Origin of the sequence: Mycobacterium sp. IS-836, assembly GCF_001954275.1 — a bacterium.
Lineage (GTDB): Bacteria > Actinomycetota > Actinomycetes > Mycobacteriales > Mycobacteriaceae > Mycobacterium.
In genome coordinates, this window is sequence record NZ_MBEU01000012.1 from 1 (window position 1) to 23578 (window position 23578).

The following is a 23578-nucleotide window of genomic DNA, read 5'->3' on the forward strand; positions in this document are numbered from 1 at the left end:
ACCGCCCCGGCGACAAACGCCTCATCGGCTACATCACCGGCACCGCCGACCCCGCCACCATCCGCGACCAACTAGCCAAGCGGCTGCCGGCCTACATGATCCCCGCCGCGCTGATCGCCGTCGACGCGCTACCGCTGACGGTCAACGGCAAACTCGACACCGCCGCCCTCCCCGCACCCGAATACACCACCAGCGCCTACCGCGCCCCCACCACCCCCACCGAAGAAATCCTGGCCGCCATCTACGCCCACACACTCGGACACGACCACGTCAGCATCGACGACTCCTTCTTCGACCTCGGCGGAGACAGCATTTCGTCGATGCAGGTGGTGGCGCAGGCCCGTGCCGCCGGCCTGATGTGCAGGCCGCGCGATATTTTCGTCGAGCCGACGGTGGCCCGGCTGGCCCGGGTGGTTGGAATTGCCGACGGTGCGGCCGGCCCGATCGACGAGGGTGTCGGGCCGGTGTTGGCTACCCCGATCATGCGTTGGCTGCAAAGTGTTCAGGGCCCGGTTGAGCAGCTCAATCTGATGGCGTTGTTGCAGGCTCCCTCGGGGGTCAGCGAGGCCGACGTGGTGGTCATGCTGCAGGCCTTGCTGGATCGGCATGCCATGCTGCGGCTCCGGGTCGACGACGACGTCGCTGGCGGCTGGTCTCTGGAGGTGCCCGGCGCGGGCTCGGTGGATGCGAGCGATTGCCTGCACTCGGTGGACGTGTGGTCCGACGAGGCGCTGGCGGAGGCGCAATCTCGGTTGAATCCGGCCGCCGGGGCGGTACTCAGCGCGCTGTGGGTCGCTTCCACCCGCCAATTGGCGCTGATCGCAAATCATCTGGCCGTCGACGTGGTGTCGTGGCGGATATTGCTGGATGACCTCAACACCGCCTGGAGTCAACACCGGGTGGGCCGGCAAGTGGTATTGCCCGCGGCGGGGACATCGTTTGCCCGCTGGGCGTCGCTGCTGGCCGAGCACGCGCGCTGCCCGGAAGTCGTGGGCCAAGCGGACGCCTGGAGGGAGGTCGTGGCGATCCCTCCCGCGCTGCCCGCAGTTCACCCCGACGTCGATACGTTTGTCACGGCTGAGCACATGGAGGCGTCGCTGGATGTCGGGACCACCCGCATGCTGCTCGGCGAGGTGCCCGCCGGGTGTGATGCCGGGGTGCACGAGATCCTGCTGATCGCGTTCGCCTTGGCGTGGGCGGAGTTTTTGGGCACCGGCGACACCCCGATCGGCATCGACGTCGAGGGCCACGGACGCGACGAGGAGCTGGCCCCCGATGTTGACCTGTCGCGCACCGTGGGGTGGTTCACCACCAAATCCCCGGTGTCGTTGACGGTAGGCGGGCTGCCTTGGGCGCAGGTGACGGCCGGCGAATCAGCACTGGGCCTGGTGATCAAGGACGCTATCGCGCAACTTCGTGCCCTACCCCGGCCCCTGACCTATGGGCTGCTGCGCTATCTGAACACCGATGTTGATCTGGCCGGGTCCGACCCGCCGATCGGGTTCAACTACCTGGGGCGCCTGGGTGTACCGGTGCTCGATGCTTCGGCCGATGGTGATGTCTGGCGGATCGGCTATTGGGGGTCGTCGTTCACCGACAGCGGCGGCGCCGGCCGCGCCATGCCGCTGGCGCACACCGCGGCCGTCAACGCCGTCACCGTCGACACCGATGCCGGCCCGCAACTGCACGCCCAGTGGACGTGGGCGCCATCGGCCCTGGATCGCGAGCAGGTCACCCAGCTCAGCCGGTTGTGGTTTGACGCCCTCGGCGGCATCTGCGCGCATGTGCGAAGCGGTGGGGGAGGCTTGGCTCCCGCCGACGTTGCGGCCGACCCCAAGCCGGGGGACAAGAGCAGACTGCGCTACGACGATTACCTGCACCTCGACCAGCTGCTCGACGCCGTCCAGCCGTTGTTCGCAGACGGCGACCGCTGCGCTTGGGGCGACGAAAGATACTTCCTGATCATCCACCAAACCTCCGAACTGTGGGCTTCGCAGATCCTCGCCGACCTCGAGGTCGCGCTGGAGGCCGCCCGCCTGGCGGACTTCGACAGGGCGATCGAACGCTTGAAGCGCGCCAACGCCGTGCTCGAACTGATGTTGACGACACAGGGTGCCCTACAACATCTTGCGGTGGATGACTTCCATCGGTTCCGGCCCCGACTACAGGGTGTGAGCGCGGCACAGTCGGCGCAATTCGAAATTTTGCTGCGGGGTGTTCGACACGCTCCGGTGAAGGGCCTCCTCGAGATTGCCGCCGATCGGCGCGACGACGACCGCGGCGACCGCCGACTGAAACTGCAACTGGGCGCGCAGCTCGATGTGTTCATCGCCGGCCTGACGCGGTGGCGGCTGGCGCACGTGGACGCAGTCCGCCGCTTCATTGGGGGAGACCGAGGCACCGGCGGCAGCGCCGGCGTCGACTACCTGATCGATCAATTGATCGAGGCAAGCCGCCCATCATAAGGAGGCACCCACTATGGCAAACATCGAAGAGCCGGCTCGCGACATCGCGACCATGCCCCGGGGCGGGCCTGACGCCTCCTGGCTGGACCGGCGGTTGCAGACCAACCGGCTGGAATACCTCGATCGCGACGATGTAGACAAACTCAAGCGCAGGGTGATTCGCTCGCTTGACAGGGTCGAACGGTTGTTTGCCCTGCACACGACGGGCGCCCGTATGGTTCTTGATGAGGTGGCCAATATCTCCTCTCCCAAGGTCTTAGAACTCGGGTCCGGTCACGGCGGGCTGTCCCGCAAGCTGCTGGAGCTTCATCCCACCGCTCAGGTGACGGTGACCGACATCGATCCCACGTTTGTGGCGGCCATCGCGGCCAGTGACCTCGGCAGTCACCCCCGCGCCACGGTGCGCGAAATGGATGCCGCGGCAATCGACGCGCAAGACGGGGATTACGACCTCGCAGTGTTTGCGCTGTCGTTGCATCACTTGCCGCCTGCTCTGGCCTCCCGGGTGTTCGCCGAAGGGACCCGCGCTGCAGACAAGTTGTTGATCATTGACGCCCACAGGCCGTCGGCACCGGTCCACTTGATGATGCTGGCACTGACGCTGCCGTTTGCTGCGCTATTTCCGCTAATACACGACGAGGTAATCAGCGCACTACGCGCCTATAGCCTGTCGGCGCTACGTGCGCTCGCCCACGATGCGGACCCGGCGATTAACGTCGAATTCCGCCGAGCGCGGGGCGCGATGGTGGTGGTTGCGAGTCGCGCACGGCAACCCGGCAATCGTCACCCGGATCACGAACCGCGGTCCCGGTGAACTGTTCGAGCACCGACGAATAACCCAGCTACGCAAGGAATCACCAGCTGCGAGGGCAGTTGGAGCGCAGTCGTGGGTCTACGGCGCGCCGCCATCTTGTGGTCCGCCACTTGTGAGGGCGGCCACAAGGTCGCCGGCGCGATTGACGATCAGGGAGATGTGTCCTTCGTCGGGGTAGTAGGTGGCGGTGCAGTGCGGTAGTTCGTCGGCGATCGCGCGGGCCACGCCGATCGGTACCGAGCGGTCGAGCTCGCCGTGCCAGAGATACACCTCGGACATCTCGATGTCGCGCCACGAGAAACCCCACGGGCGCCCGAATATTGCGCCCTCGCGGGCCGGACCGCGCGGGCCTTGCCGGAACGCGTCGGCCAGCACCGCGGCCATCAGCTCGGCGACCCCAGGTTGGTCGAGGACCCGCCGATCCGCTTCGACCCAGCCGCGCGCCAGGCGCCGCAACCGGCGCTCACCGCGCTCCGGGTCGGCGAACGAGCGAGACGTGAGCGGGGTGACGACCCACGGGATCGACCTGGACAGCAGGGCCCTGGCCGCGCCGAAGGGGCCGAGGGGCGAGACCAGGCCGCAGGCCTTGAGCCGGCCCGGGATCCGGTAGGCGCACGCCGCCGCGTGGGGCCCACCACTGGCGACCCCGATGACCGAGAACCGGTCGATACCCAGCCGGTCGGCAACCTCGGCCACATCGTCGGGCCAATCGAGCAGCCGGCGCCGGGGTTGATAGGTCGAGAGCCCCATGCCCGGGCGATCCACGCCAAGCAGGCAGACCCCGGCATCCTCGGCGGCCTGCGCCAAAAACCTTGCCTCGAGCCGAGAACCGGGATCGCCGTGAAAGTAGAACAGCGCCGGCCCGTCGCGGTTGCCGTACTCGGCGAAGCCGATTCCGCGCCCGTCCGCCAGCCGTACTACCTCGCCCGTATCGGCGCGATCGTCTGACTTCATCCCTGCGAGACTCCCTTTACGCCATACAGAAGCGGTACAGAAGCCATACTTGCAGCAGCGCGGGAGGAGGGGAGTGCCGATGAGCAAGCTCGGACAGCGAGCCGTTGTCTGCGGCGCGAGCATGGCCGGGCTGCTGGCCGCCCGAGTGCTGTCGGACTTTTACGAAACGGTGACACTGGTCGAGCGCGACCGGCTGCCCGACGGCGCCGAACAGCGGCGCGGCGTGCCCCAGGGACGGCACTTTCATGCGCTATTGAGCACGGGGTCGACAGCGCTGGGCGAGCTGTTCCCCGGCCTGCTCGACGAACTCGTCGCCGGGGGCGCCATCGTCCTCGACAACGACCAATCCCGCGCCTATGTCCGGTTGGGCCAGCACGAGCTCGACCTCTCCGGCGAATTCGCCGACCCGGCAGCGCTTTTCATCTATCAACCGAGCCGGCCATTTTTGGAGTCCCACGTCCGGCGACGGGTCCGCGCCCTCGCGAACGTGACGTTCCTGGAGGGCCATGACGTCGTCGAGCCGATCGCCGACCCGGCCCATCGGGTGACCGGTGTTCGGGTGGTCAACCGTGACACCGGTGCGGAAACCGTGCTGGACGCCGACATGGTGGTCGATGCGACGGGCCGGGCCGCGCGCATGCCGGCGTTCCTCGTCAACCTCGGCTACGAGCGACCCGTCGAACAGCGCTACCCGGTGCAGCTGAGCTACGCCAGTCAATTTCTGCGCATTCCCGAAGGCATGCTCGACGAGAACGCGATCTCGGTCGGCATCACGCCCGACCGCCCGGTCGGCGTGGTGGTGGTGGCCTACGAGCACGGCACCTGGATTCTGACCCTGTTCGGCATCGACGGCTACGAACTGCCCGACGACCTGCCCGGCGTCATCGACTGCGCCGCGGAATTCGCGCCGGCTTTTCTGATCGATGCGCTGCGGGCGGCCGAGCCGCTCGGTGCGTTGTCCGCGCAGCGGTACCCGGCGAGCACCTGGCGGCGCTATGACAAGCTGCGCCGATTCCCCGGGGGGCTGCTGGTGATCGGCGACGCGATCTGCAGCTTCAACCCGGTGTACATGCAGGGCATGACCATGGCCGCGCTGCAGGCCGTGGCGCTTCGAGACTGTCTGGCCGATCGCGACGGCGACCTGAGCCGGCGATTCTTCAAGGCGGCCGCCAAGCAGATCGCCCCCGTGTGGCGGGGAAACCGGCTCAACGATTTCGCCGTGTCCCAGGCGGGTGGTTGGCGTCGCGCCCTACGGCGCTTGATGAACTGGCACTCCGAGAAGGTGCAGGCAGCCGCCGCCAACGACCCGGCGGTCACCGAAGCGCTCCTGCGGGTGCAGCACTTTGTCGACCCACCGGGCCGGCTCATGCAGCCCTCGTTCCTGATGCGGATCGTCGCAGCAAACCGGCGCCCCAAAACGGCCCGAGCCACCGGGGTGGAGGGTCTGCGCGCAGGGGGCCCCTGAGCGCTTTCGCCCTGGGTCGAGCCCGACAACGACATCGTGGAATACGGCCCCGGCGGGCAAATGCTCGGGTACGGTGCCACACATGGGGAGTAACGGGTGGGCAACGCATGCCGGTTCGGTGAATGTAATTCCCGCGGTATGCCCGGCCAGTGGTCTTTCGGACCATCACGACGGCGAGGCCGAGCGGACTGCCGCGGGCAAGAGGCTCACCTACGCTGACTACCTGCACCTCGACGGCCTGCTCGACGCCGTCCGGCCTTTGTTCGCCAACGGCGATGCCGCCGCCTGGGGCGACGAGAGATTCTTCCTGATCATCCACCAAGTCTCTGAGCTGTGGGTTTCGCAGATTCTCGCGGACCTCGAGGTCGCGCTCGAGGCCGCTCGCCTTGCGGATTTCGACAAGGCGATCGATCGCTTGAAGCGCGCCAATGCCGTGCTGGAACTGACGCTTGCGACGCAGGGCGCCCTGGAACATCTCGCGGTGGACGACTTCCACCGGTTCCGGCCTCACTTGCAGGGCGTGAGCGCCGCACAGTCCCCTCAGCTAGCGACCTTGCTGACGGGCGCGGACCACGCTCCCGTGGCGGGGCTGCTCGAGATCGCCGCCGATCGGCGCGGCGACAGCGCCGGCCGCCGGCAGAAACTGCACTTGAACGCGCAGCTCGACGTCTTCATCGCCGGCCTCACCCGCTGGCGGCTCGGCCACCTGGACGCGGTTCGCCGTTTCATCGGCGACGGCCCGGGCACCGGGGGCTCGGCCGGGGTCAGCTACCTGATCGATTGCCTGGACGGGACTCCCCGCCCGTCGTAGGACACGTTTGCGCGTGACGCTCGTACGCTACGGCACCCATCCGAGCCAGTACGGCGTGCTCAGCCTTCCCGAAGGCCCGGGTCCCTGGCCGATTGCTGTCGTCATCCACGGCGGGTTCTGGCGGACGGCCTACGGCGCCGACCTGACCTCCGATCTGGCCGAGGATCTCGCGCGGCACGGCTTCGCCGCCTGGAACGTCGAATACCGCAGGGTGGGCGAGGACCCAGAGGGCGGGGGCGGTGGCTGGCCGGCCACCTGCCTCGACGTCGCCGCCGCCGTCGACCTGCTCGCCGCGACCGGCCAAACCCTGGCAGCGGGTCGCCTCGACCTGTCGCGGGTCGTCGCGATCGGGCACTCCGCGGGAGGTCAGCTCGCCGGCTGGCTGGCCGGCCGGAAGTCGCTGCCCGCCGGCGCGCCCGGGGCCTCGCCCCTCGTGCCGCTGACCGGCTTCGTCAGCCAGGCGGGAGTCCTGGACCTGGCGCTCGCGCTCGAGGAGGACCTGGGCGCCGGGGCGGTCCGCAACTTCCTCGGCGGCCCGGTGAGCGACGCCGAGGACCGCTCGCTGGCCAGCCCCAGCGCCCTGCTTCCGATGGGCGTTCCCTCGGTTTGCGTGCACGGCACCGACGATGGCGACGTGCCACTGGTTCAGTCGGAGCGCTTCGTCGCGGCGGCTCGGCACGCCGGCGACGACTCGCGGCTGCTGACGCTCCCCGGCACCGATCACTACGCGCTGATCGATGTGGCCTCGCCCGCGTGGGCGGCGTGCCGCGCGGCGGTCATCGATCTCGCGTAGCTGGCCGCCGGGCCGCGGTGTTGAATCAAGGCATGTTGAGCCTGGCCGAAATATCCGACCGCCTCGAGATCCAGCAGCTGCTGGTGGACTATTCCACCGCCATTGACAACCGCCGCTTCGACGATTTGGACAAGGTCTTCACCCCCGACGCCTACATTGACTACCGCGAGCTCGGCGGCATCGACGGCCGCTACCCCGAGGTGAAGAAGTGGCTGTCCGAAGTGTTGCCGACCTTCCCGGTGTATGCGCACATGCTCGGCAACTTCTCGGTGCGCATCGACGGGGACACCGCGTCGTCTCGGGTGATCTGCTTCAACCCGATGGTGCTGCCCGGCGACCCCCAAGCAAAACAAGAGCAGGTGCTGTTTTGCGGCCTGTGGTACGACGACGAGTTCGTGCGCACCCCCGAGGGCTGGCGGATGACGCGGCGGGTGGAGACCAAGACGTTCCAGAAGGTGATGTAGGCGAATTTCCGCCGGGGGTCCGCGTTCTGGCACAATGGGCGGCTGTCCGCCCCGCGACTACGGCCGTTGGGCGGTCACACACGCGAGGCAAAACCGGATCCGGGCAATCCGCCCGGATCGCTGAATTGCAGCGTGACACACACAGGAGAACTCGCTTAACCATGGCTGTGAAGATCAAGCTGACTCGGCTTGGCAAAATCCGCAATCCCCAGTACCGAATCGCCGTCGCCGACGCACGCACGCGGCGCGACGGCCGTTCGATCGAGGTCATCGGCCGCTACCACCCGAAGGAAGACCCGAGCCTCATCGAGATCAACTCCGAGCGTGCCCAGTACTGGCTTTCCGTGGGCGCCCAGCCCACCGAGCCCGTGCTCAAACTGCTGAAGATCACCGGCGACTGGCAGAAGTTCAAGGGGCTGCCCGGCGCGGAGGGCCGCCTGAAGGTCAAGCCGGCCAAGCCCAGCAAGCTCGAGCTGTTCAACGCCGCGCTGGCCGCCGCCGAGGGCGAACCCACCACCGAGGCCGCGAAGCCGAAGAAGAAGGCCCCGGCCAAGAAGGCCGCCAAGGCCGCCGAGCCCGCTCCCGAAACGAGCGCTGAGCCCGCCGCCGAGGCCGCTCCCGAGACGAGCGCTGAGCCCAGCGCCGAAGCCAGCCCCGAAGCCGAGAAGGCTGAGGCGCCGGCCGAGGGCGGCGAGCAGTCCGAACCGACCACCGAAAGCTGACTGTCGTGAGCACCGTCGTGGTGGATGCCGTCGAGCATCTGGTTCGGGGGATCGTCGACAACCCCGACGATGTCCGGGTGGACATGGTGACCAGCCGGCGCGGCCGAACCGTCGAAGTACATGTTCATCCCGACGACCTGGGCAAGGTGATCGGTCGGGGGGGACGGACCGCGACCGCATTGCGCACGCTGGTCGCCGGCATCGGTGGCCGCGGAATCCGCGTCGACGTGGTGGACACCGACCAGTAGGGCAGCGCTGCTCATGGAGCTGCTCGTCGGGCGCGTCGCCAAAGCGCACGGCATCAGCGGTGAGGTGGTGGTGGAGGTCCACACCGACGATCCCGCCGCCCGGTTTGCGCCCGGTGTTACGTTGCGCGCCAGGCAATCTCGAGGTGACGGCCCGGAGCGCAGCTATGTCGTAGCCGACGTCCGCGAGCACGGCGGACGGCTGCTGGTGCGGTTGACGGGAGTGGACGACCGCGACGCCGCCGAGGCGTTGCGCGGCAGCCTTTTCGTGGTGGATTCCGATGACCTGCCGCCGATCGACGAGCCGGACACCTACTACGACCATCAGCTCGAGGGCCTGCGCGTCCGGACGGCGACGGGGCAGGACGTCGGCGTCGTTGCCGAGGTGCTGCATACGGCGGCGGGCGAATTGCTGGCGGTGCGACGCGATGGCGACGGGGAAGTGCTGGTGCCGTTCGTCGGCGCGATCGTCACGTCGGTGTCGCTGAACGACGGCGTGGTCGAGATCGACCCGCCCGAGGGCCTGCTGGAGCTGGGGTAGTCATGCGCATCGATGTGGTGACGATCTTCCCGGCGTATTTGGACCCGCTGCGACAGTCGTTGCCGGGCAAGGCGATCGAGTCGGGTCTGGTCGACCTGCGAGTGCACGATCTGCGGCGGTGGACGCACGATGTGCATCGCTCGGTCGACGATGCGCCCTACGGCGGGGGTCCGGGCATGGTGATGAAGGCGCCCGTGTGGGGCGAAGCGCTCGACGAAATCTGTTCCGCCGAAACACTATTGGTCGTTCCCACTCCCGCTGGCACGTTGTTCAAGCAGGCCACCGCCCAGCGCTGGAGCGGCGAGGCGCACCTGGTGTTCGCCTGTGGCCGCTACGAAGGCATCGATCAGCGGGTCGTCGAGGATGCCGGCCGCCGGATGCGGGTGGAAGAGGTCTCGATCGGCGACTATGTGCTGCCGGGCGGGGAGTCGGCGGCCGTCGTGATGATCGAAGCGGTGTTGCGGCTGCTGACCGGCGTGCTGGGCAATCCCGCGTCACATCGCGAGGATTCGCATTCGCCGCAACTGGACCGGCTCCTAGAGGGGCCGAGCTATACCCGGCCCCCGAGCTGGCGTGGCCTCGACGTTCCCGACGTTCTGCTATCGGGCGATCATGCGCGAATCGCCGCCTGGCGTCGCGAGGTTTCGCAGGAGCGGACCCGGGAGCGCCGGCCGGACCTGTCCGGCGACTAATCGGCGGGGGTGGATCCGATTCGGCCGTGGGGAAATATCGTCTTGACCGCACGGGTGATCGTGTCGCGTGCGGTGGTGTCATCGGACGTCTGCAGCGACTGGACCACCATGATGTAGCGGTGGTCCGCGCCGATCAGTCCGGTCGACAGATGCACCCACGCGCTGCCGATGCAACACATCCAGCCCTGCTTGACCGCCACCGGTTCGGCGTACAGGCCATCCGGAATGCCGAATCGCTGTGGGTAGCCGTCGATTCCGTTCGGGGTGGACTGCGCCAGATCGTTGACGATGATCTTGGCGCGCTCCGCCGGCAACCCGCCGGAGCCGTCGAGCAGGACATCGTAGTAGTGGACCAGGTCGGTCAGCGAGCTCATGGTGTTCCACCAGCGCCCGTCGCTGGGCGGGGTGGTCGACGACAGCCCGTAGCGGCCCGCGACCTGAGTGATGATGGCGTCTCCGCCGCCCTGGCCCCAGAATTTCTCGGCGGCGCCGTCGTCGGAGGACTGCAACATGGCATCCAGCGCCTGGCGGTCGTCCGGGGTCAGGACGGTCTTGCCCTCGGATTCGGCCAGTAGCAGATCGTCGGCGATGAAGAGCTTGGCCACCGATGCGGTGCCGACGATCTGGGTGTTGCCGCTGGAGACCAGCTGATGGGTCTTGCGGTCGAGGATGGCTACCGACAGGGCGGCGCCGGCCGCGGCGGCCTCATCGGTCGCCTGCTGGACCCGCGCCTGCAGTCCGTCGAACCCGGAGCTGGGCAGCGCCTGCGGTGGCGCGGGCATCGAGCCGACGTCCCGCATGAGTTCGGCGTGTTGCGGGGGCTGCGCCGGGCGATCGGTCGTGGTGTGCGCCGGCGGGCTGGCCGCCCTCGGGGAGACCTTCGCCGAAACGATTGCCTCGTCGCACCCGGCGATCACCAGCGTCACCGCCGCCATGGCGGTGAGCACAGTGAGCGGCCGTGCGCGCATCGGTCTCCTCCGGACGTCTGGGTAAACGTTCGTGTGGGCGGGCCGCATCGCCGTCTGCCCGGGCATCACGCTGAGGTGCGGTTCGACTAGCGCGTTTTGACCCGAGTCATGTGTACCATTCACCAGCGATTTCGGCGCGTTGTGAACCGCGGGTTTACCTGTGATTTTCAATGCACGCGGGCCGTCTGGCACAATTGACCAGTTGTCTCGCGGCCATCAGCGGCCCGGACCTTCCCCGTCCGCTGCGAGATACGCCCGGAAGCCCGAACACCCATCGGCTTGGCGGCCGGCTCACACGCGTGGGCAGCTGCCCCAGGCCGCGACCCCGAGGAAGTGTTTTCTCACCATGAACAGGCTGGACTTCGTCGACCAGGCGTCGCTGCGCGACGACCTCCCGGTCTTCGGCCCGGGCGACACCATCAACGTGCACGTCAAGGTGATCGAGGGCGCCAAAGAGCGCATCCAGGTATTCAAGGGCGTCGTCATCCGCCGGCAGGGCGGCGGCATCCGCGAGACGTTCACCGTGCGCAAGGAAAGCTATGGCGTCGGCGTCGAGCGGACTTTCCCGGTGCATTCGCCGAACATCGACCACATCGAGGTGGTGACCCGTGGCGACGTCCGCCGCGCCAAGCTGTACTACCTGCGTGAACTCCGCGGCAAGAAGGCCAAGATCAAAGAGAAGCGCTGACCCGGTGCGCCCAGGTCTGCCAAAGCCGCAATCCGCGCTGGCTACGCTGATCTCGTGACCGATACCCCGGACGCACCCGAGCCCCAGTCCGACGCTGGTCAGTCAGAGCCGAAGGTCTCCACCCGCGACCCGGAGGCGCCCGGCGACGGGCTCGAGCCGGCACCAAAGCCCCCCTTGCCGCCCGAGGCGGTCGAGCCAGAGGCGAAGAAGAAGTCCGCGTTGCGCGAACTCGCGATCCTGGCAGTGATCGCGATCGTCCTCTACTACGTGATGTTGACGTTCGTGGCGCGCCCCTACCTGATCCCGTCGGAATCCATGGAACCCACGCTGCACGGCTGCACGGGCTGCGTCGGTGACCGCATCATGGTGGACAAGCTCAGCTACCGATTTGGCGCACCGCACCCCGGTGACGTCATCGTCTTCAAGGGACCGCCGTCGTGGAACGTCGGGTACAAGTCGATCCGTTCACCCAACGCCGCGCTGCGCATGGTCCAGAACGCGCTGTCGTTCATCGGTTTCGTGCCGCCCGACGAGAACGATCTGGTCAAGCGCGTCATCGCGGTCGGGGGGCAGACCGTGCAGTGCCGGGCCGACACCGGGTTGACGGTCAACGGCAAACCGCTCAAGGAGCCATACCTGGATCCGTCCACCATGATGGCCGACCCGTCGGTGTACCCGTGCCTGGGCAGCGAGTTCGGGCCGGTCACCGTCCCGCAGGGCCGGCTGTGGGTAATGGGGGACAACCGCACGCACTCGGCGGACTCGCGCGCGCACTGCACCAGCGTTCCGGCCGACGCGCTTCGGGGTGTGCTGTGCACCGGTGACCCGATGTCGGGGACGGTGCCGGTACCCAATGTCATCGGCAAGGCCAGGTTCATCGTCTGGCCGCCGTCACGATGGGGCGGTGTGGGTTCGGTGAACCCCCAACAGAGCCAGTAGCGATGGCCACGACCTGGCCGCCGCGGACGGTGATCCGCAAGTCGTCGGGGTTGCGAACCCTGGAGTCAGCGCTGCACCGCAGCGGCCTGGGGCCGGTGGCAGGGGTCGACGAGGTCGGCCGCGGCGCCTGCGCGGGCCCGCTCGTGGTGGCCGCATGTGTCCTCGGGACCGGGCGGCTGGAAAGCCTTGCCGCCCTTGATGATTCGAAGAAGCTCACCGAAAAGGTGCGGGAGAAGCTGTTCCCGCTGATCTGCCGCTACGCCGTGGCCTACCACGTGGTGTTCATCCCGTCGGTCGAAGTGGACCGGCGCGGCGTGCACGTGGCCAACATCGAGGGGATGCGCCGCGCCGTGGCCGGCCTGTCGGTGCGTCCGGGCTATGTGCTGAGCGACGGCTTTCGGGTGCCCGGGCTGCCGATGCCCTCGCTGCCGGTCGTCGGCGGGGACGCGGCCGCCGCCTGTATCGCCGCGGCCAGCGTGCTGGCGAAAGTCAGCCGCGACCGGCTGATGGTCGCGATGGACGCCGTGCACCCCGGCTATGGCTTCGCCGAGCACAAGGGCTACGGCACGCCCGCGCACAGCCTGGCGCTGAACCGGCTGGGCCCCTGCGCCGAGCACCGCTACTCGTTCATCAACGTGCGGCGGGTGGCGAACGGGTCAAACGGCCGGGTGGTGGCGGAGTGTAAACCGGACCTACCGGACTTGGGTGGCGAATATTCGTGAGGAAAGATGGGGACCAGGATTGCCGGGAAAAGGACGTCTGAGTAGATGAGTCGCAGATGAGTGCTGAGGATCTCGAAAAGTACGAAACCGAGATGGAGCTCTCGCTCTACCGCGAATACAAGGACATCGTCGGCCAGTTCAGCTACGTGGTGGAAACCGAGCGGCGCTTCTATCTCGCCAACAGCGTGGAGATGATGCCGCGCAACGCCGACGGTGAGGTCTACTTCGAGCTGCGACTGTCCGACGCGTGGGTATGGGACATGTACCGGCCGGCGCGTTTCGTCAAGCAGGTGCGGGTGGTCACCTTCAAGGACGTCAACATCGAAGAGGTCGAAAAGCCCGAACTGCGGCTGCCCGAATAGCCGGGCCCGGGGCGCCGGGTTACTCCGGCAGGTGACCGCGATTCTCGATGACGGCCCGCGCCACTTCCGCGAGCTTGATGTTCAGGGCCTGCGAATGGCGCCGCAGCAGCTCGAACGCATCGTCCTCGCTCAACTCGTGCAGCAGCATCAACATGCCGACCGCCTTGCCGATTTCGCGGTTGCTGAGCAGCCCACGCCGCAGGCTGGCGGCATCCTCGCCCTTGGCGATGGCGTTGATGGCCACACTGGCGAACGATGCCAACACCGCCGCTCGTCCGGCGGACTCGGCGTCGAACATGTTGGGTGTGTCGCTGAATAGGTTCAGCGCGGCCCCCTTGCGCTTGTTGACCAGCAGCCGGAATCCCATCGCGCCACGCACCGGGGTCTCCTCGACAAGGACCGCGGCGAGCTTGGGCCACAGCGACGGTGTGGTGAGGTCGGGGTCGATCTGTGGGGTTTCCTCCTCGATCGCATCGATACACGGGCCGTCGCCGGCGCGGCGTTCCAGCTCGTCGATCTGCTGCGCGAGCCGGTCACTCGCGCCGACGGTGATATACCGGTCGTTCTCGCGTAGCAACAGGCTGGCGTGGTCGCAGCCGCGGATCGCCAGGGTCGCGGCGACGCAGATGGCCGCGTACATCTGCGAGGCGTCCGAGCCTTGATAGATGATTTCGGCGAGGGCCGCGAAGACCGTCGCGGGGTCGGCCTTCTCTCCGCCGGGCGGCGCCCCGTCGTGCGGTGATTCGTCTGCCATGTTGTGGTGCCTCATTTCCGGCGGGTGTCGGCGATTCGACCCGCCCTGCTGGAGGTCGGCGTGCATATCAACCAGCGCGCTTCATTGACCCTACGCATACCCGTTGACCCGTGGGCCAGCACTGCATCCTTGCGGGGAAATCGCGAAGGCGACCAGCGATTTTCGTAGGCACGGTTTGGCTGACCGGCTGCCGGGAAGAGACCTGAGGTGGGAATTACGGTGGCGGTGACCGGGCCGACGGGTGAAATTGGCATCTCCGCGGTGACGGCGCTGGAGCGTGAGCCCGCGGTGGAGACCATCGTCGGAATGGCGCGCCGGCCGTTCGACCCGTCGTCGCGCGGCTGGGTCAAGACCACCTACCAGCAGGGCGACATCCTGGACCGTGAGGCCGTCGACGCGCTGGTCGCGCAGGCCGACGTGGTGGTCCACCTGGCGTTCCTCATCATGGGGTCGCGCGAGGAGAGCGAGCGCATCAACCTGCAGGGCGCGCGCAACGTATTCGAGGCGACGGTCAGCAGCGTGCGGCCGCGGCGCCTGGTGTACACCTCCTCGGTCGCGGCGTATGGCTACCACTCCGACAATCCGGTCCCGCTCACCGAGGACGTGCCGCCCCGCGGGTCACCCGAGCACTACTACTCGGCGCAGAAGGCGGCGTGTGAGGCGTTGCTCGCCGAGGTCACCCAGGACTCGCCGCTCGAGGTATTCATCCTGCGGCCGTGCATCGTCGCCGGACCCAACGCTCCCGCGCTGGCCGACGCGATGCCGTGGAACCGGCTGCCCGGTCCCATTCGCGCGGTGACCAAGATGGTGCCGGCGCTCAAACCGGTGGTGCCGGACCCCGGTTTCCCGTTGCAACTGGTCCACCATGACGACGTCGCCACCGCGATCGCGCTCGCGGCCACCGCTCCGACGCCGCCGGGTTCGTACAACATCGCCGGCGACGGCCTGGTGACGGTGGCCGACGTGGCCAAGGCGCTGGGCGGCCGACCGATACGGGTACCCGCCGCCGCCGCGTCGGCGGCGTCCGCCGCGATTTCGAAGGTGCCGTTCGCCCCGTCGATGCTGGAATGGCTGCACGTCGCCCGGACGTCGGTGGTGATGGACACCGCCAAAGCGAAAAAGGAACTCGGCTGGCTGCCGGTGCACTCCGCGGCGGAGACCTTGGCGGAGTTGGCGTCGTCGGTGTGAAGGCGTGTGAAGGCGGTCTGAGCGCGGGTCAATGTAGTTTGAATTCGTGAGGTTTCACCGTCCGGTGACCGGCGACATCCCCGCCGACTACGACGAACACGCCGTGACCGTCGCGCCCCCCAAACAGGAGGCGGCGGGCATGCGGGCGGTGCTGGTCTCGCTGCAGCGGGGGCTCGAGCAGATGGGCGCGCTGCGCACCGCCGCCGCCCTCGCGCGGCTCAATCAGCGCAACGGTTTCGACTGCCCCGGCTGCGCATGGCCGGAGGAGCCGGGCGGGCGCAAGCTCGCCGAGTTCTGCGAGAACGGCGCCAAGGCCGTCGCAGAAGAGGCCACCAAGCGCACCGTCACGCCGGAGTTCTTCGCCCGGCACTCGGTGGCCGAGCTGTCCGCGAAGCCCGAGTATTGGCTTTCCCAGCAGGGCCGCCTCACCCAGCCCATGGTGCTGCGGCCCGGTGACGACCACTACCGGCCGATCGGCTGGGACGACGCTTATGAGTTGATAGTCGAGGCGCTGCGTGCACTGGAGAACCCGGATCAAGCCGTGTTCTACACGTCGGGTCGCACCAGCAACGAAGCGGCTTTCTGCTACCAGCTGCTGGTCCGCTGCTTCGGCACGAACAACCTGCCCGACTGCTCCAACATGTGCCACGAGTCCTCGGGTTCGGCGCTGACCGAGTCGATCGGCATCGGGAAGGGATCGGTGACCGTCGACGACGTCGAGCAGGCCGACCTGATCGTCATCGCCGGACAAAACCCCGGCACCAACCACCCGCGGATGCTCTCGGTGCTCGAGAAGGCAAAAGCCAACGGCGCCAAGATCATTGCGGTGAACCCGCTGCCCGAGGCCGGGTTGATCCGCTTCAAGGACCCGCAGAAGGTTAACGGGCTTGTGGGGCAAGGGGTCCAGATCGCCGACGAATTCGTGCAGATCCGCCTCGGGGGCGACATGGCGTTGTTCGCCGGTCTGGGCAGGTTGTTGCTCGAGGCCGACGACCGCGCCCCGGGCACCGTCATCGACCGTTCTTTTATCGACTCGCATTGCGCCGGCTTCGACGAGTACCGGCGCCGGACGCTGCGGATCGACTTCGACACCGTGCACGCGGCCAGCGGCGTCGAACGGCAACAACTCGAACGCGTGGCCGCGATGCTGATGGCATCGGAGCGCACGGTCGTGTGCTGGGCTATGGGCCTGACCCAGCACACCCACGCCGTGGCCACCATCGCCGAGATCACCAATCTGTTGCTGCTGCGCGGCATGATCGGCAAGCCGGGCGCGGGAGTGTGCCCGGTGCGTGGCCATTCCAACGTGCAGGGCGACCGCACGATGGGCATCTGGGAGAAGATGCCCGAGCAGTTCCTGGCCGCCCTGGACAGCGAATTCGGCATCAGCAGCCCGCGCAAGCACGGGTATGACACCGTGGCCGCGATCCGCGCGATGCGCGACGGGCGGGCCCGGGTGTTCGTGGGCATGGGCGGCAACTTCGCGTCGGCCACCCCCGACACCGCCGTCACCGAAGCGGCCTTGCGCAGTTGCGCGCTGACGGTACAGATTTCGACCAAACTCAACCGTAGCCACCTCGTGCACGGCAGCACCGCGCTGGTCCTGCCGACGCTGGGCCGCACCGACCGCGACGTCCGCGGAGGTCGGAAACAGGTTGTCTCGGTTGAGGATTCGATGTCGATGGTGCATCTGTCGCGGGGCAGCCTGCACCCACCCAGCGACCAGGTGCGCAGCGAGGTGGAAATCGTCTGCCAGTTGGCCCGCAGGCTGCTCGGCGCGGCGCATCCGGTGCCGTGGGAGCGGTTCGCGGCCGACTACGACACCGTCCGCGACGCGATCGCCGCGGTGGTGCCCGGCTGCGCAGACTACAACCGCAAGGTGCGCCAGCCAGACGGATTCCAACTGCCGCACCCGCCGCGTGATACACGCGAATTCCGCACCAGCACAGGCAAAGCCAACTTCGCAGCGGATCCGCTGCAGTGGGTGCCAGTGCCGCCGGGCCGGCTGGTGCTGCAGACGCTGCGCAGCCACGACCAGTACAACACCACGATCTACGGGCTCGACGACCGCTACCGCGGCGTGAAGGGTGGCCGCCGCGTGGTGTTCGTCAACCCCGCCGACATCTCGGCGCTGGGCCTGGTGGAGGGCCAGCGGGTCGACCTGGTCTCGGAGTGGACCGACGCCGATCAACGGCTGCAGGAGCGGCGCGCGAAGGACTTTCTGGTGGTGGGCTATTCGACCCCGGTCGGAAACGCCGCGTCGTACTACCCGGAGACCAACGCGCTGGTCCCGCTGGATCACACCGCGGCCAAATCGAACACCCCGGTGTCCAAGGCGATCATCGTGCGATTGGAGCCGGCGTCATAGGCCACGTCACCGCGCGGCGGCGGGTCAGGCATCTCAGCGCCGATCGGGCGGTCACCCGACCGGAAACCCTCGCCGTCGAGGAGCCGCTGGAGATCCGCGTCAACGGCGCCCCGGTGACCGTGACGATGCGGACGCCGGGCTCGGATATCGAACTCGCGCAAGGCTTTCTGCTCACCGAGGGAATCATCGGGTGCCGCGAGGACGTGCTGACCATTCGCTACTGCGGAGGGCGTGACGACGAAAACGCTTACAACGTTCTGGACGTCACGTTGGCTCCCGGCATCGCGCCGCCCGACCTCGATGTCACCCGCAATTTCTACACCACGTCGTCGTGCGGGGTCTGCGGCAAGGCATCGCTGGAGGCGGTGCGGCTGATGGGCCGGTTTTCGCCCGGTTCGGATCCGGCGACGGTGGCCGCGGCCACGCTCAAGGCGATGCCGGACCAACTCGGCTCCGCCCAAAAGGTTTTCGCGAGCACCGGCGGGCTGCACGCCGCGGCGTTGTTCGGTGTGGACGGCGCCATGCTGGCCGTGCGCGAGGACATCGGCAGGCACAATGCGGTCGACAAGGTCATCGGCTGGGCGCTCGAGCACGACCGGGTGCCGCTGAGCGCGACGGTGCTGCTGGTCAGCGGGCGGGCGTCGTTCGAGTTGACGCAAAAGGCCGTGATGGCAGGGATTCCCGTGCTCGCCGCCGTGTCGGCGCCGTCATCGCTGGCGGTCTCCCTGGCCGAGGAGTCCGGGGTGACGCTGGTGGCGTTCCTGCGGCAGGACTCGATGAACGTCTACACCTGGACCGACCGGATCACGTAGCGCCTGGGGATAGACCCGGGACTGGGGATAACCGTCCATTTCGGCCGGCCCTCGGCCGCGTCATGTCGGAGCCAGCGGGCACGTTGGCCGCATGACGATCGAAACGACTCTGACCCGCGCCCAGCTGGGAGCGATGGGCGAAGCGCTCGCCGTGGATCACCTGACGCGGATGGGATTGCGGATCCTGGGGCGCAACTGGCGCTGCCGCTACGGCGAACTCGACGTGATCGCCTGCGACGACGCCACCCGAACCCTGGTGTTCGTCGAAGTCAAAACCCGGACCGGCGACGGCTACGGGGGCCTGGCCTATGCGGTCACCGAGCGGAAAGCCCGGCGGCTGCGCCGCCTGGCGGGGCTGTGGCTGGCCGGCCAGGGTGAGCGCTGGGCGGCGCTGCGCATCGACGTGATCGGCGTGCGAGTTGGGCGCCAACGCACCCCGGAGATCACCCACCTGCAGGGGATCGGCTGATGGCGCTGGGGCGGGCATTCTCGGTGGCGGTGCGCGGATTGGACGGCGCGACAGTGGAAATCGAGGCCGACATCACCTCCGGCCTGCCGGGGGTGCACCTGGTGGGCCTGCCCGATGCCGCCCTGCAAGAGTCGCGTGACCGGGTCCGCGCGGCGGTCACCAATTGCGGCAATGAATGGCCCCAGTCCCGGCTCACGCTGGCGCTGTCACCCGCGACGCTGCCGAAGATGGGATCGGTCTACGACATCGCGCTGGCGGCCGCGGTGCTTTCCGCGCAGCGCAAGCACCCGTGGGAGCGCCTGGAGAAGACGGTGCTGCTGGGTGAGCTGTCGCTGGACGGCCGGGTGCGCCCGGTACGCGGGGTGCTGCCCGCCGTGCTGGCGGCCAAACGCGACGGCTGGCCGGCGGTCGTCGTCCCGGTGGACAACCTGGCGGAGGCCAGCCTGGTCGACGGGATCGACGTCTGGGGCGTGCGCACGCTGCGCCAACTGCAGGGCTGGCTCGGCGCCTCCGGCGGCCTGGACCCCAGGATCAGCGCCGGGACCACGGACCCGGAGCCCACGGCGGATCTGGCCGACGTGATCGGACAGGCGCAGGCGCGGTTCGCTGTGGAAGTCGCGGCCGCCGGTGCGCATCACCTCATGCTGACCGGGCCGCCGGGGGTCGGCAAAACGATGCTGGCGCAACGCCTTCCGGGACTGCTGCCGCCGCTGTCGGACGATGAGGCCCTCGAGGTCACGGCGATCCACTCGGTGGCCGGGCTGCTGACGGCGGATACGCCGTTGATCACCCGTCCGCCGTTCGTCGCGCCGCACCACAGCTCCAGCGTCGCGGCGCTTGTCGGCGGGGGTTCGGGGATGGCCCGCCCCGGCGCGGTCAGTAGGGCGCATCGCGGCGTGTTGTTCCTAGACGAATGTGCCGAGATCAGCGTCAGCGCGCTGGAAGCGCTGCGAACGCCGTTGGAGGACGGGGAGATTCGCCTCGCCCGTCGCGACGGGGTGGCGTGCTACCCGGCCCGCTTCCAGCTGGTGCTGGCCGCCAACCCGTGCCCATGCGCGCCGGCCGACCCGCAGGACTGCGTCTGCGCTGCCGCGGCCAAGCGCCGCTACCTGGGCAAGCTGTCCGGGCCGCTGATGGATCGCGTTGACCTGCGGGTGCAGATGCATCCGGTGCGCGCCGGGGCGATCTCGGTCACCGACGGCGAATCGACCGCGCAGGTTCGCCGGCGGGTGGCGGCGGCGCGCGACGCGGCCGCCGAGCGTTGGCGCCCTCACGGGTTCCGCACGAACGCCGAAGTCAGCGGGACGCTGTTGCGTCGAAAGTTTCGACCCGGCAACGCCGCGATGTACCCGCTGAAGACGGCGCTAGACCGTGGGCTGCTGTCCATCCGCGGCCTGGATCGCACGTTGCGCGTCGCGTGGAGCCTGGCCGACTTGGCCGGCCGCACCGCGCCCGGGCTCGACGAAGTCGCTGCCGCGCTGAGCTTTCGGCAACCTGGGGCACAGCGATGACCGATCCGGTGTTGTCCGCGTGGGCTTACCTGTCGCGGGTCGCGGAGCCGCCCTGTCCGGAACTGGCCGCCCTGGTGCGATGCGTCGGCCCGCAGGAGGCGGCCGATCGGGTCCGCCGCGGCCTGGTCAACGACGACCTGGCGCGCCACACCGAGGCCAGGCGCGAAATAGACCTGGCCGCAGCCGATCTCGAGCTGCTCGCGCGTTGTGGCGGACGAGTGATCACGCCCGATGACGACGAGTGGCCGCTCGCGTTCGCGGCGTTCGGCGGCGGGGGCGCCCGTCCGCGCGGCGGGCCGCCAATGGTGTTGTGGGCGCTCGGTCCCGCACGCCTGGATGAGGTGGCGTGCCGAGCGGCCGCCGTGGTCGGGACCCGAGCGGCGACCACCTATGGCGAGCACGTGGCGGCGGATTTGGCGGCCGGTCTGGTCGAGCGCGACGTCGCCGTCGTATCCGGCGGGGCCTACGGGATCGACGGCGCGGCCCACCGCGCGGCGCTAGCGGCCGACGGGGTCACCGTGGCCGTGCTGGCCGGCGGGCTCGACGTCCCTTATCCCGCCGGGCATTCGGCGCTACTGCATCGCATCGGTCAGCACGGGCTGCTGTTCACCGAGTACCCGCCCGGTGTGCGCCCGGCCCGTTACCGGTTCCTGACCCGCAACCGTCTGGTGGCCGCCGTCGCCGGCGCGGTGGTGGTGGTCGAAGCGGGCCTGCGCAGCGGCGCCGCGAACACCGCCGCCTGGGCGCGGGCCCTGGGACGGGTGGTGGCCGCCGTGCCCGGCCCCGTCACGTCATCGGCGTCGGCGGGATGCCATGCGCTGCTACGCAACGGCGCGGAACTGGTCATCCGAGCCGACGACATCGTCGAACTGGTTGGTCGCATCGGTGAGCTGGCATCCGAGGAGCCGCGGCCCGCCACGGCGCTGGACGGGCTGGGCGAGGCCGAGCGTCAGGTATACGAGGCGCTACCGGGCCGCGGCGCCGTCACGGTCGACGAGATCGCCGTGGCGGCCGGACTGGCGTCCCAGCAGGTACTCGGACCGCTCGCGATGCTCGAGGTGGCCGGCTTCGCCGAGCGTCGCGAGGGACGGTGGCGGATCGTCCGCGCCGGCGGCGGCCAAGCTGCCAGGACCACGCGGCTCGTATAGTCGACGAGGGTCGGGTCTGAACAGGAGGATAAGTGGCAGGTCGGCCTCTGCAGAGCTTCGAAGTCGTCGGTACCAAGCAACTCACCCGGCACATGGTGCGGGTGGTGCTGGGCAGCAGGTCTTTCGAGACCTTCGTGCCCAGCAAGTTCACCGACTCCTACGTCAAGATGGCGTTCGTCGCAGACGATGTCGACGTGGCCGCACTGCCGGAGCCGTTGACGCTGGACAGCTTCGCCGACCTGCCGCCGGAGAAAAGGCCCTCGGTACGGACCATGACCGTTCGCCAGGTCGACCCGGCAGCCCGCGAGATCACCATCGACATCGTCGTGCACGGCGAGCACGGGGTCGCGGGCCCATGGGCGGCGGCGGCCCAACCCGGCCAGCCGATCTACCTGATGGGTCCCGGGGGCGCCTATACCCCCGACCCGGCCGCCGATTGGCACCTGCTGGCCGGCGACGAGTCCGCGCTGCCCGCCATCGCCGCCGCTCTGGAAGCGTTGCCCGCCAATGCGGTTGGCAAGGTGTTCATTGAGGTCGCCGGCCAGGAGGACGAAATCCCGTTGACCGCACCGGATTCCGTCGAAGTCAGTTGGGTCTATCGGGGCGGGCGCGCCGACCTGGTTCCCGAGGACCGCGCCGGGGATCACGCGCCGCTGATCGAGGCGGTCACCACCACCCCCTGGCTGCCCGGGCAGGTGCACGTGTTCGTCCACGGCGAGGCGCAGACGGTGATGCACAACCTGCGGCCCTACATCCGCAAAGAGCGCGGGGTGGACGCGACGTGGGCGTCGTCGATCTCCGGCTATTGGCGACGCGGCCGCACCGAAGAGACGTTCCGGCAATGGAAGAAGGAACTGGCCGAGACTGAGGCCGGGGCCTAGCGGTGGTACCCCCACCCCACTTCGGGGACTATCAGAACGAGATCTACCTGCAGGGCCTGGCCGGAGTGGCGCCGAAGCTTCCGATGGTCTTCGCGGAACTGGAAGCCAAGGCCGAAAAATCACTGCCACCCTCGATCTGGTCCTACGTGGCGGGCGGGGCCGGCGACGAACGAACCCAGCGCGCAAACTGCGAGGCCTTCGAACGGTGGGGCCTGTACCCGCGCATGTTCGTCGGCGCCGCCCAGCGCGACCTGTCCGTCGACTTGTTCGGCCTGACCCTGCCGGCCCCGCTGTTCATGGCGCCGATCGGCGTCATCGGGCTCTGCTCCCAGGACGGGCACGGCGACCTGGCCACCGCACGCGCGGCCGCTGCCACCGGCGTGCCCATGGTCGCCTCGACGCTGACCGTCGACCCGATGGAAGACGTCGCCGCCGCCCTCGGCGATACGCCCGGGTTTTTCCAGCTCTACACACCGACCGACCGCGACCTGGCCGCCAGCCTCGTTCAGCGCGCCGAAACGGCGGGCTTCAAGGGCATCGTCGTCACGCTCGACACCTGGGTCACCGGCTGGCGCCCGCGCGACCTGAGCACGTCGAACTTCCCCCAGCTGCGCGGCCACTGCCTGGCCAACTACACCACCGATCCGGTCTTCCGCGCCGGCCTGCAACGGCCGCCGGAGGAGGACCCGCAGGGCGCCGTGCTGCGCTGGATACAACTCTTCGGAAACCCGCTGTTTGGTGTAGGGTACACCACATGCGCGCTGCCGTCTATCTCCGCCAGAGTGAAGATACCCAAGGTCAA

At 68.5% G+C, this 23578-nt stretch carries 25 protein-coding genes; 22 read left to right on the forward strand and 3 right to left on the reverse strand.

Annotated elements, in window-relative coordinates; translation table 11 throughout:
- Both A5747_RS06235 and A5747_RS06240 read left to right on the forward strand, forming a co-directional pair.
- Nucleotides 1–2465 (forward strand): tryptophan 2,3-dioxygenase family protein (locus A5747_RS06235; protein ID WP_233147969.1); only part of this gene is annotated, 2465 nt, incomplete at its 5' end.
- A 13-nt stretch (nucleotides 2466–2478) separates the two neighbouring features.
- Entirely contained in the window at nucleotides 2479–3279 is an 801-nt protein-coding gene (locus A5747_RS06240; RefSeq protein WP_076122797.1) for a class I SAM-dependent methyltransferase, read from the forward strand.
- Nucleotides 3280–3357: 78 nt separating this feature from the next.
- Here A5747_RS06240 and A5747_RS06245 read toward each other — a convergent pair whose 3' ends face one another.
- Nucleotides 3358–4233 carry an alpha/beta fold hydrolase gene (locus A5747_RS06245; protein WP_076122798.1) on the reverse strand — a complete coding sequence of 292 codons (876 nt, stop codon included), beginning with the start codon at nucleotides 4231–4233 and terminating at the stop codon, nucleotides 3358–3360.
- A 79-nt stretch (nucleotides 4234–4312) separates the two neighbouring features.
- Between A5747_RS06245 and A5747_RS06250 the strand changes: the two genes are divergently transcribed.
- The 8 genes from A5747_RS06250 (at nucleotide 4313) to trmD (ending at nucleotide 9966) form a co-directional block, all read left to right on the forward strand.
- Nucleotides 4313–5698 carry an NAD(P)/FAD-dependent oxidoreductase gene (locus A5747_RS06250; RefSeq protein ID WP_076122799.1) on the forward strand — a complete coding sequence of 462 codons (1386 nt, stop codon included), beginning with the start codon at nucleotides 4313–4315 and terminating at the stop codon, nucleotides 5696–5698.
- 118 nt (nucleotides 5699–5816) lie between these two features.
- Nucleotides 5817–6509, forward strand: a complete 693-nt coding sequence (locus A5747_RS06255; protein ID WP_076122800.1) for a tryptophan 2,3-dioxygenase family protein — start codon at nucleotides 5817–5819, stop codon at nucleotides 6507–6509.
- A 13-nt stretch (nucleotides 6510–6522) separates the two neighbouring features.
- Nucleotides 6523–7302, forward strand: coding sequence for a S9 family peptidase (locus A5747_RS06260; RefSeq protein ID WP_198938136.1), 780 nt, complete (start codon nucleotides 6523–6525; stop codon nucleotides 7300–7302).
- Between the two features lie 32 nt (nucleotides 7303–7334).
- Nucleotides 7335–7766: a nuclear transport factor 2 family protein gene (locus A5747_RS06265; protein ID WP_076122815.1), complete on the forward strand. Its 432-nt coding sequence runs from the start codon at nucleotides 7335–7337 to the stop codon at nucleotides 7764–7766.
- A 161-nt stretch (nucleotides 7767–7927) separates the two neighbouring features.
- A complete protein-coding gene (gene rpsP, locus A5747_RS06270) occupies nucleotides 7928–8488 on the forward strand; it encodes a 30S ribosomal protein S16 (RefSeq protein WP_076122802.1) in 561 nt (186 codons plus the stop codon).
- 5 nt (nucleotides 8489–8493) lie between these two features.
- On the forward strand, nucleotides 8494–8736 hold the full coding sequence (locus A5747_RS06275; RefSeq protein ID WP_003878715.1) for an RNA-binding protein: 243 nt from the start codon (nucleotides 8494–8496) through the stop codon (nucleotides 8734–8736).
- 13 nt (nucleotides 8737–8749) lie between these two features.
- Entirely contained in the window at nucleotides 8750–9274 is a 525-nt protein-coding gene (rimM, locus tag A5747_RS06280; protein ID WP_076122803.1) for a ribosome maturation factor RimM, read from the forward strand.
- Nucleotides 9275–9276: 2 nt separating this feature from the next.
- Nucleotides 9277–9966, forward strand: a complete 690-nt coding sequence (gene trmD / locus A5747_RS06285; protein WP_076122804.1) for a tRNA (guanosine(37)-N1)-methyltransferase TrmD — start codon at nucleotides 9277–9279, stop codon at nucleotides 9964–9966.
- Here the strand turns inward: trmD and A5747_RS06290 are convergent.
- Nucleotides 9963–10934 carry a hypothetical protein gene (locus A5747_RS06290; RefSeq protein WP_076122805.1) on the reverse strand — a complete coding sequence of 324 codons (972 nt, stop codon included), beginning with the start codon at nucleotides 10932–10934 and terminating at the stop codon, nucleotides 9963–9965. The genes trmD and A5747_RS06290 overlap by 4 nt on opposite strands.
- A 346-nt stretch (nucleotides 10935–11280) precedes the next feature.
- Here A5747_RS06290 and rplS point away from each other — a divergent pair, with 346 nt between their 5' ends.
- From rplS to A5747_RS06310, 4 genes are read left to right on the forward strand one after another with little or no spacing between them, the layout of a single operon-like run.
- Nucleotides 11281–11622 carry a 50S ribosomal protein L19 gene (rplS, locus tag A5747_RS06295; RefSeq protein WP_076063490.1) on the forward strand — a complete coding sequence of 114 codons (342 nt, stop codon included), beginning with the start codon at nucleotides 11281–11283 and terminating at the stop codon, nucleotides 11620–11622.
- 54 nt (nucleotides 11623–11676) lie between these two features.
- A complete protein-coding gene (gene lepB, locus A5747_RS06300) occupies nucleotides 11677–12561 on the forward strand; it encodes a signal peptidase I (RefSeq protein WP_076122806.1) in 885 nt (294 codons plus the stop codon).
- 2 nt (nucleotides 12562–12563) lie between these two features.
- A complete protein-coding gene (locus A5747_RS06305) occupies nucleotides 12564–13283 on the forward strand; it encodes a ribonuclease HII (RefSeq protein ID WP_076122807.1) in 720 nt (239 codons plus the stop codon).
- Between the two features lie 56 nt (nucleotides 13284–13339).
- Nucleotides 13340–13645: a DUF2469 domain-containing protein gene (locus tag A5747_RS06310; protein ID WP_076122808.1), complete on the forward strand. Its 306-nt coding sequence runs from the start codon at nucleotides 13340–13342 to the stop codon at nucleotides 13643–13645.
- Nucleotides 13646–13664: 19 nt separating this feature from the next.
- On the opposite strand, the gene A5747_RS06315 is transcribed toward A5747_RS06310, so the two are convergent.
- A complete protein-coding gene (locus A5747_RS06315; RefSeq protein WP_076122816.1) occupies nucleotides 13665–14399 on the reverse strand; it encodes a GAF and ANTAR domain-containing protein in 735 nt (244 codons plus the stop codon).
- A 207-nt stretch (nucleotides 14400–14606) separates the two neighbouring features.
- On the opposite strand from A5747_RS06315, the gene A5747_RS06320 reads away from it, so the two are divergent.
- From A5747_RS06320 to A5747_RS06355, 8 genes are all read left to right on the forward strand, one after another.
- On the forward strand, nucleotides 14607–15587 hold the full coding sequence (locus A5747_RS06320; RefSeq protein WP_076122809.1) for an NAD-dependent epimerase/dehydratase family protein: 981 nt from the start codon (nucleotides 14607–14609) through the stop codon (nucleotides 15585–15587).
- A gap of 46 nt (nucleotides 15588–15633) precedes the next feature.
- Nucleotides 15634–17955 carry an FdhF/YdeP family oxidoreductase gene (locus A5747_RS06325; RefSeq protein ID WP_142245463.1) on the forward strand — a complete coding sequence of 774 codons (2322 nt, stop codon included), beginning with the start codon at nucleotides 15634–15636 and terminating at the stop codon, nucleotides 17953–17955.
- A complete protein-coding gene (gene fdhD, locus A5747_RS06330) occupies nucleotides 17952–18767 on the forward strand; it encodes a formate dehydrogenase accessory sulfurtransferase FdhD (protein ID WP_076122817.1) in 816 nt (271 codons plus the stop codon). The genes A5747_RS06325 and fdhD overlap by 4 nt, the downstream gene beginning before the upstream one ends.
- A gap of 91 nt (nucleotides 18768–18858) precedes the next feature.
- Nucleotides 18859–19236, forward strand: coding sequence for a YraN family protein (locus tag A5747_RS06335; protein WP_076122811.1), 378 nt, complete (start codon nucleotides 18859–18861; stop codon nucleotides 19234–19236).
- The gene (locus A5747_RS06340) at nucleotides 19236–20747 is read left to right on the forward strand and encodes a YifB family Mg chelatase-like AAA ATPase (RefSeq protein WP_076122812.1); all 1512 of its coding nucleotides are present in this window, start codon (nucleotides 19236–19238) and stop codon (nucleotides 20745–20747) included. Before A5747_RS06335 ends, A5747_RS06340 begins: the two co-directional genes overlap by 1 nt.
- Nucleotides 20744–21895 (forward strand): DNA-processing protein DprA, encoded by a 1152-nt coding sequence (dprA, locus tag A5747_RS06345; protein ID WP_076122813.1) that lies wholly within the window; start codon nucleotides 20744–20746, stop codon nucleotides 21893–21895. The genes A5747_RS06340 and dprA overlap by 4 nt, the downstream gene beginning before the upstream one ends.
- Before the next feature lie 32 nt (nucleotides 21896–21927).
- The gene (locus tag A5747_RS06350; RefSeq protein WP_076122814.1) at nucleotides 21928–22776 is read left to right on the forward strand and encodes a siderophore-interacting protein; all 849 of its coding nucleotides are present in this window, start codon (nucleotides 21928–21930) and stop codon (nucleotides 22774–22776) included.
- Nucleotides 22777–22778: 2 nt separating this feature from the next.
- A partial coding sequence (locus A5747_RS06355; protein ID WP_142245464.1) for an alpha-hydroxy-acid oxidizing protein occupies nucleotides 22779–23578 on the forward strand: 800 nt, incomplete at its 3' end.

Excerpts from the sequence above, each read along its gene's own strand:
- A5747_RS06265 (WP_076122815.1), top strand. The coding sequence starts at position 7,335 with ATGTTGAGCCTGGCCGAAATATCCGACCGCCTCGAGATCCAGCAGCTG.
- A5747_RS06290 (WP_076122805.1), bottom strand. The coding sequence starts at position 10,934 with ATGCGCGCACGGCCGCTCACTGTGCTCACCGCCATGGCGGCGGTGACG.
- A5747_RS06240 (WP_076122797.1), top strand. The coding sequence starts at position 2,479 with ATGGCAAACATCGAAGAGCCGGCTCGCGACATCGCGACCATGCCCCGG.
- A5747_RS06340 (WP_076122812.1), top strand. The coding sequence starts at position 19,236 with ATGGCGCTGGGGCGGGCATTCTCGGTGGCGGTGCGCGGATTGGACGGC.
- rpsP (WP_076122802.1), top strand. The coding sequence starts at position 7,928 with ATGGCTGTGAAGATCAAGCTGACTCGGCTTGGCAAAATCCGCAATCCC.
- dprA (WP_076122813.1), top strand. The coding sequence starts at position 20,744 with ATGACCGATCCGGTGTTGTCCGCGTGGGCTTACCTGTCGCGGGTCGCG.
- A5747_RS06250 (WP_076122799.1), top strand. The coding sequence starts at position 4,313 with ATGAGCAAGCTCGGACAGCGAGCCGTTGTCTGCGGCGCGAGCATGGCC.
- rimM (WP_076122803.1), top strand. The coding sequence starts at position 8,750 with ATGGAGCTGCTCGTCGGGCGCGTCGCCAAAGCGCACGGCATCAGCGGT.
- trmD (WP_076122804.1), top strand. The coding sequence starts at position 9,277 with ATGCGCATCGATGTGGTGACGATCTTCCCGGCGTATTTGGACCCGCTG.
- A5747_RS06245 (WP_076122798.1), bottom strand. The coding sequence starts at position 4,233 with ATGAAGTCAGACGATCGCGCCGATACGGGCGAGGTAGTACGGCTGGCG.
- A5747_RS06305 (WP_076122807.1), top strand. The coding sequence starts at position 12,564 with ATGGCCACGACCTGGCCGCCGCGGACGGTGATCCGCAAGTCGTCGGGG.
- A5747_RS06315 (WP_076122816.1), bottom strand. The coding sequence starts at position 14,399 with ATGGCAGACGAATCACCGCACGACGGGGCGCCGCCCGGCGGAGAGAAG.
- A5747_RS06310 (WP_076122808.1), top strand. The coding sequence starts at position 13,340 with ATGAGTGCTGAGGATCTCGAAAAGTACGAAACCGAGATGGAGCTCTCG.
- A5747_RS06335 (WP_076122811.1), top strand. The coding sequence starts at position 18,859 with ATGACGATCGAAACGACTCTGACCCGCGCCCAGCTGGGAGCGATGGGC.
- rplS (WP_076063490.1), top strand. The coding sequence starts at position 11,281 with ATGAACAGGCTGGACTTCGTCGACCAGGCGTCGCTGCGCGACGACCTC.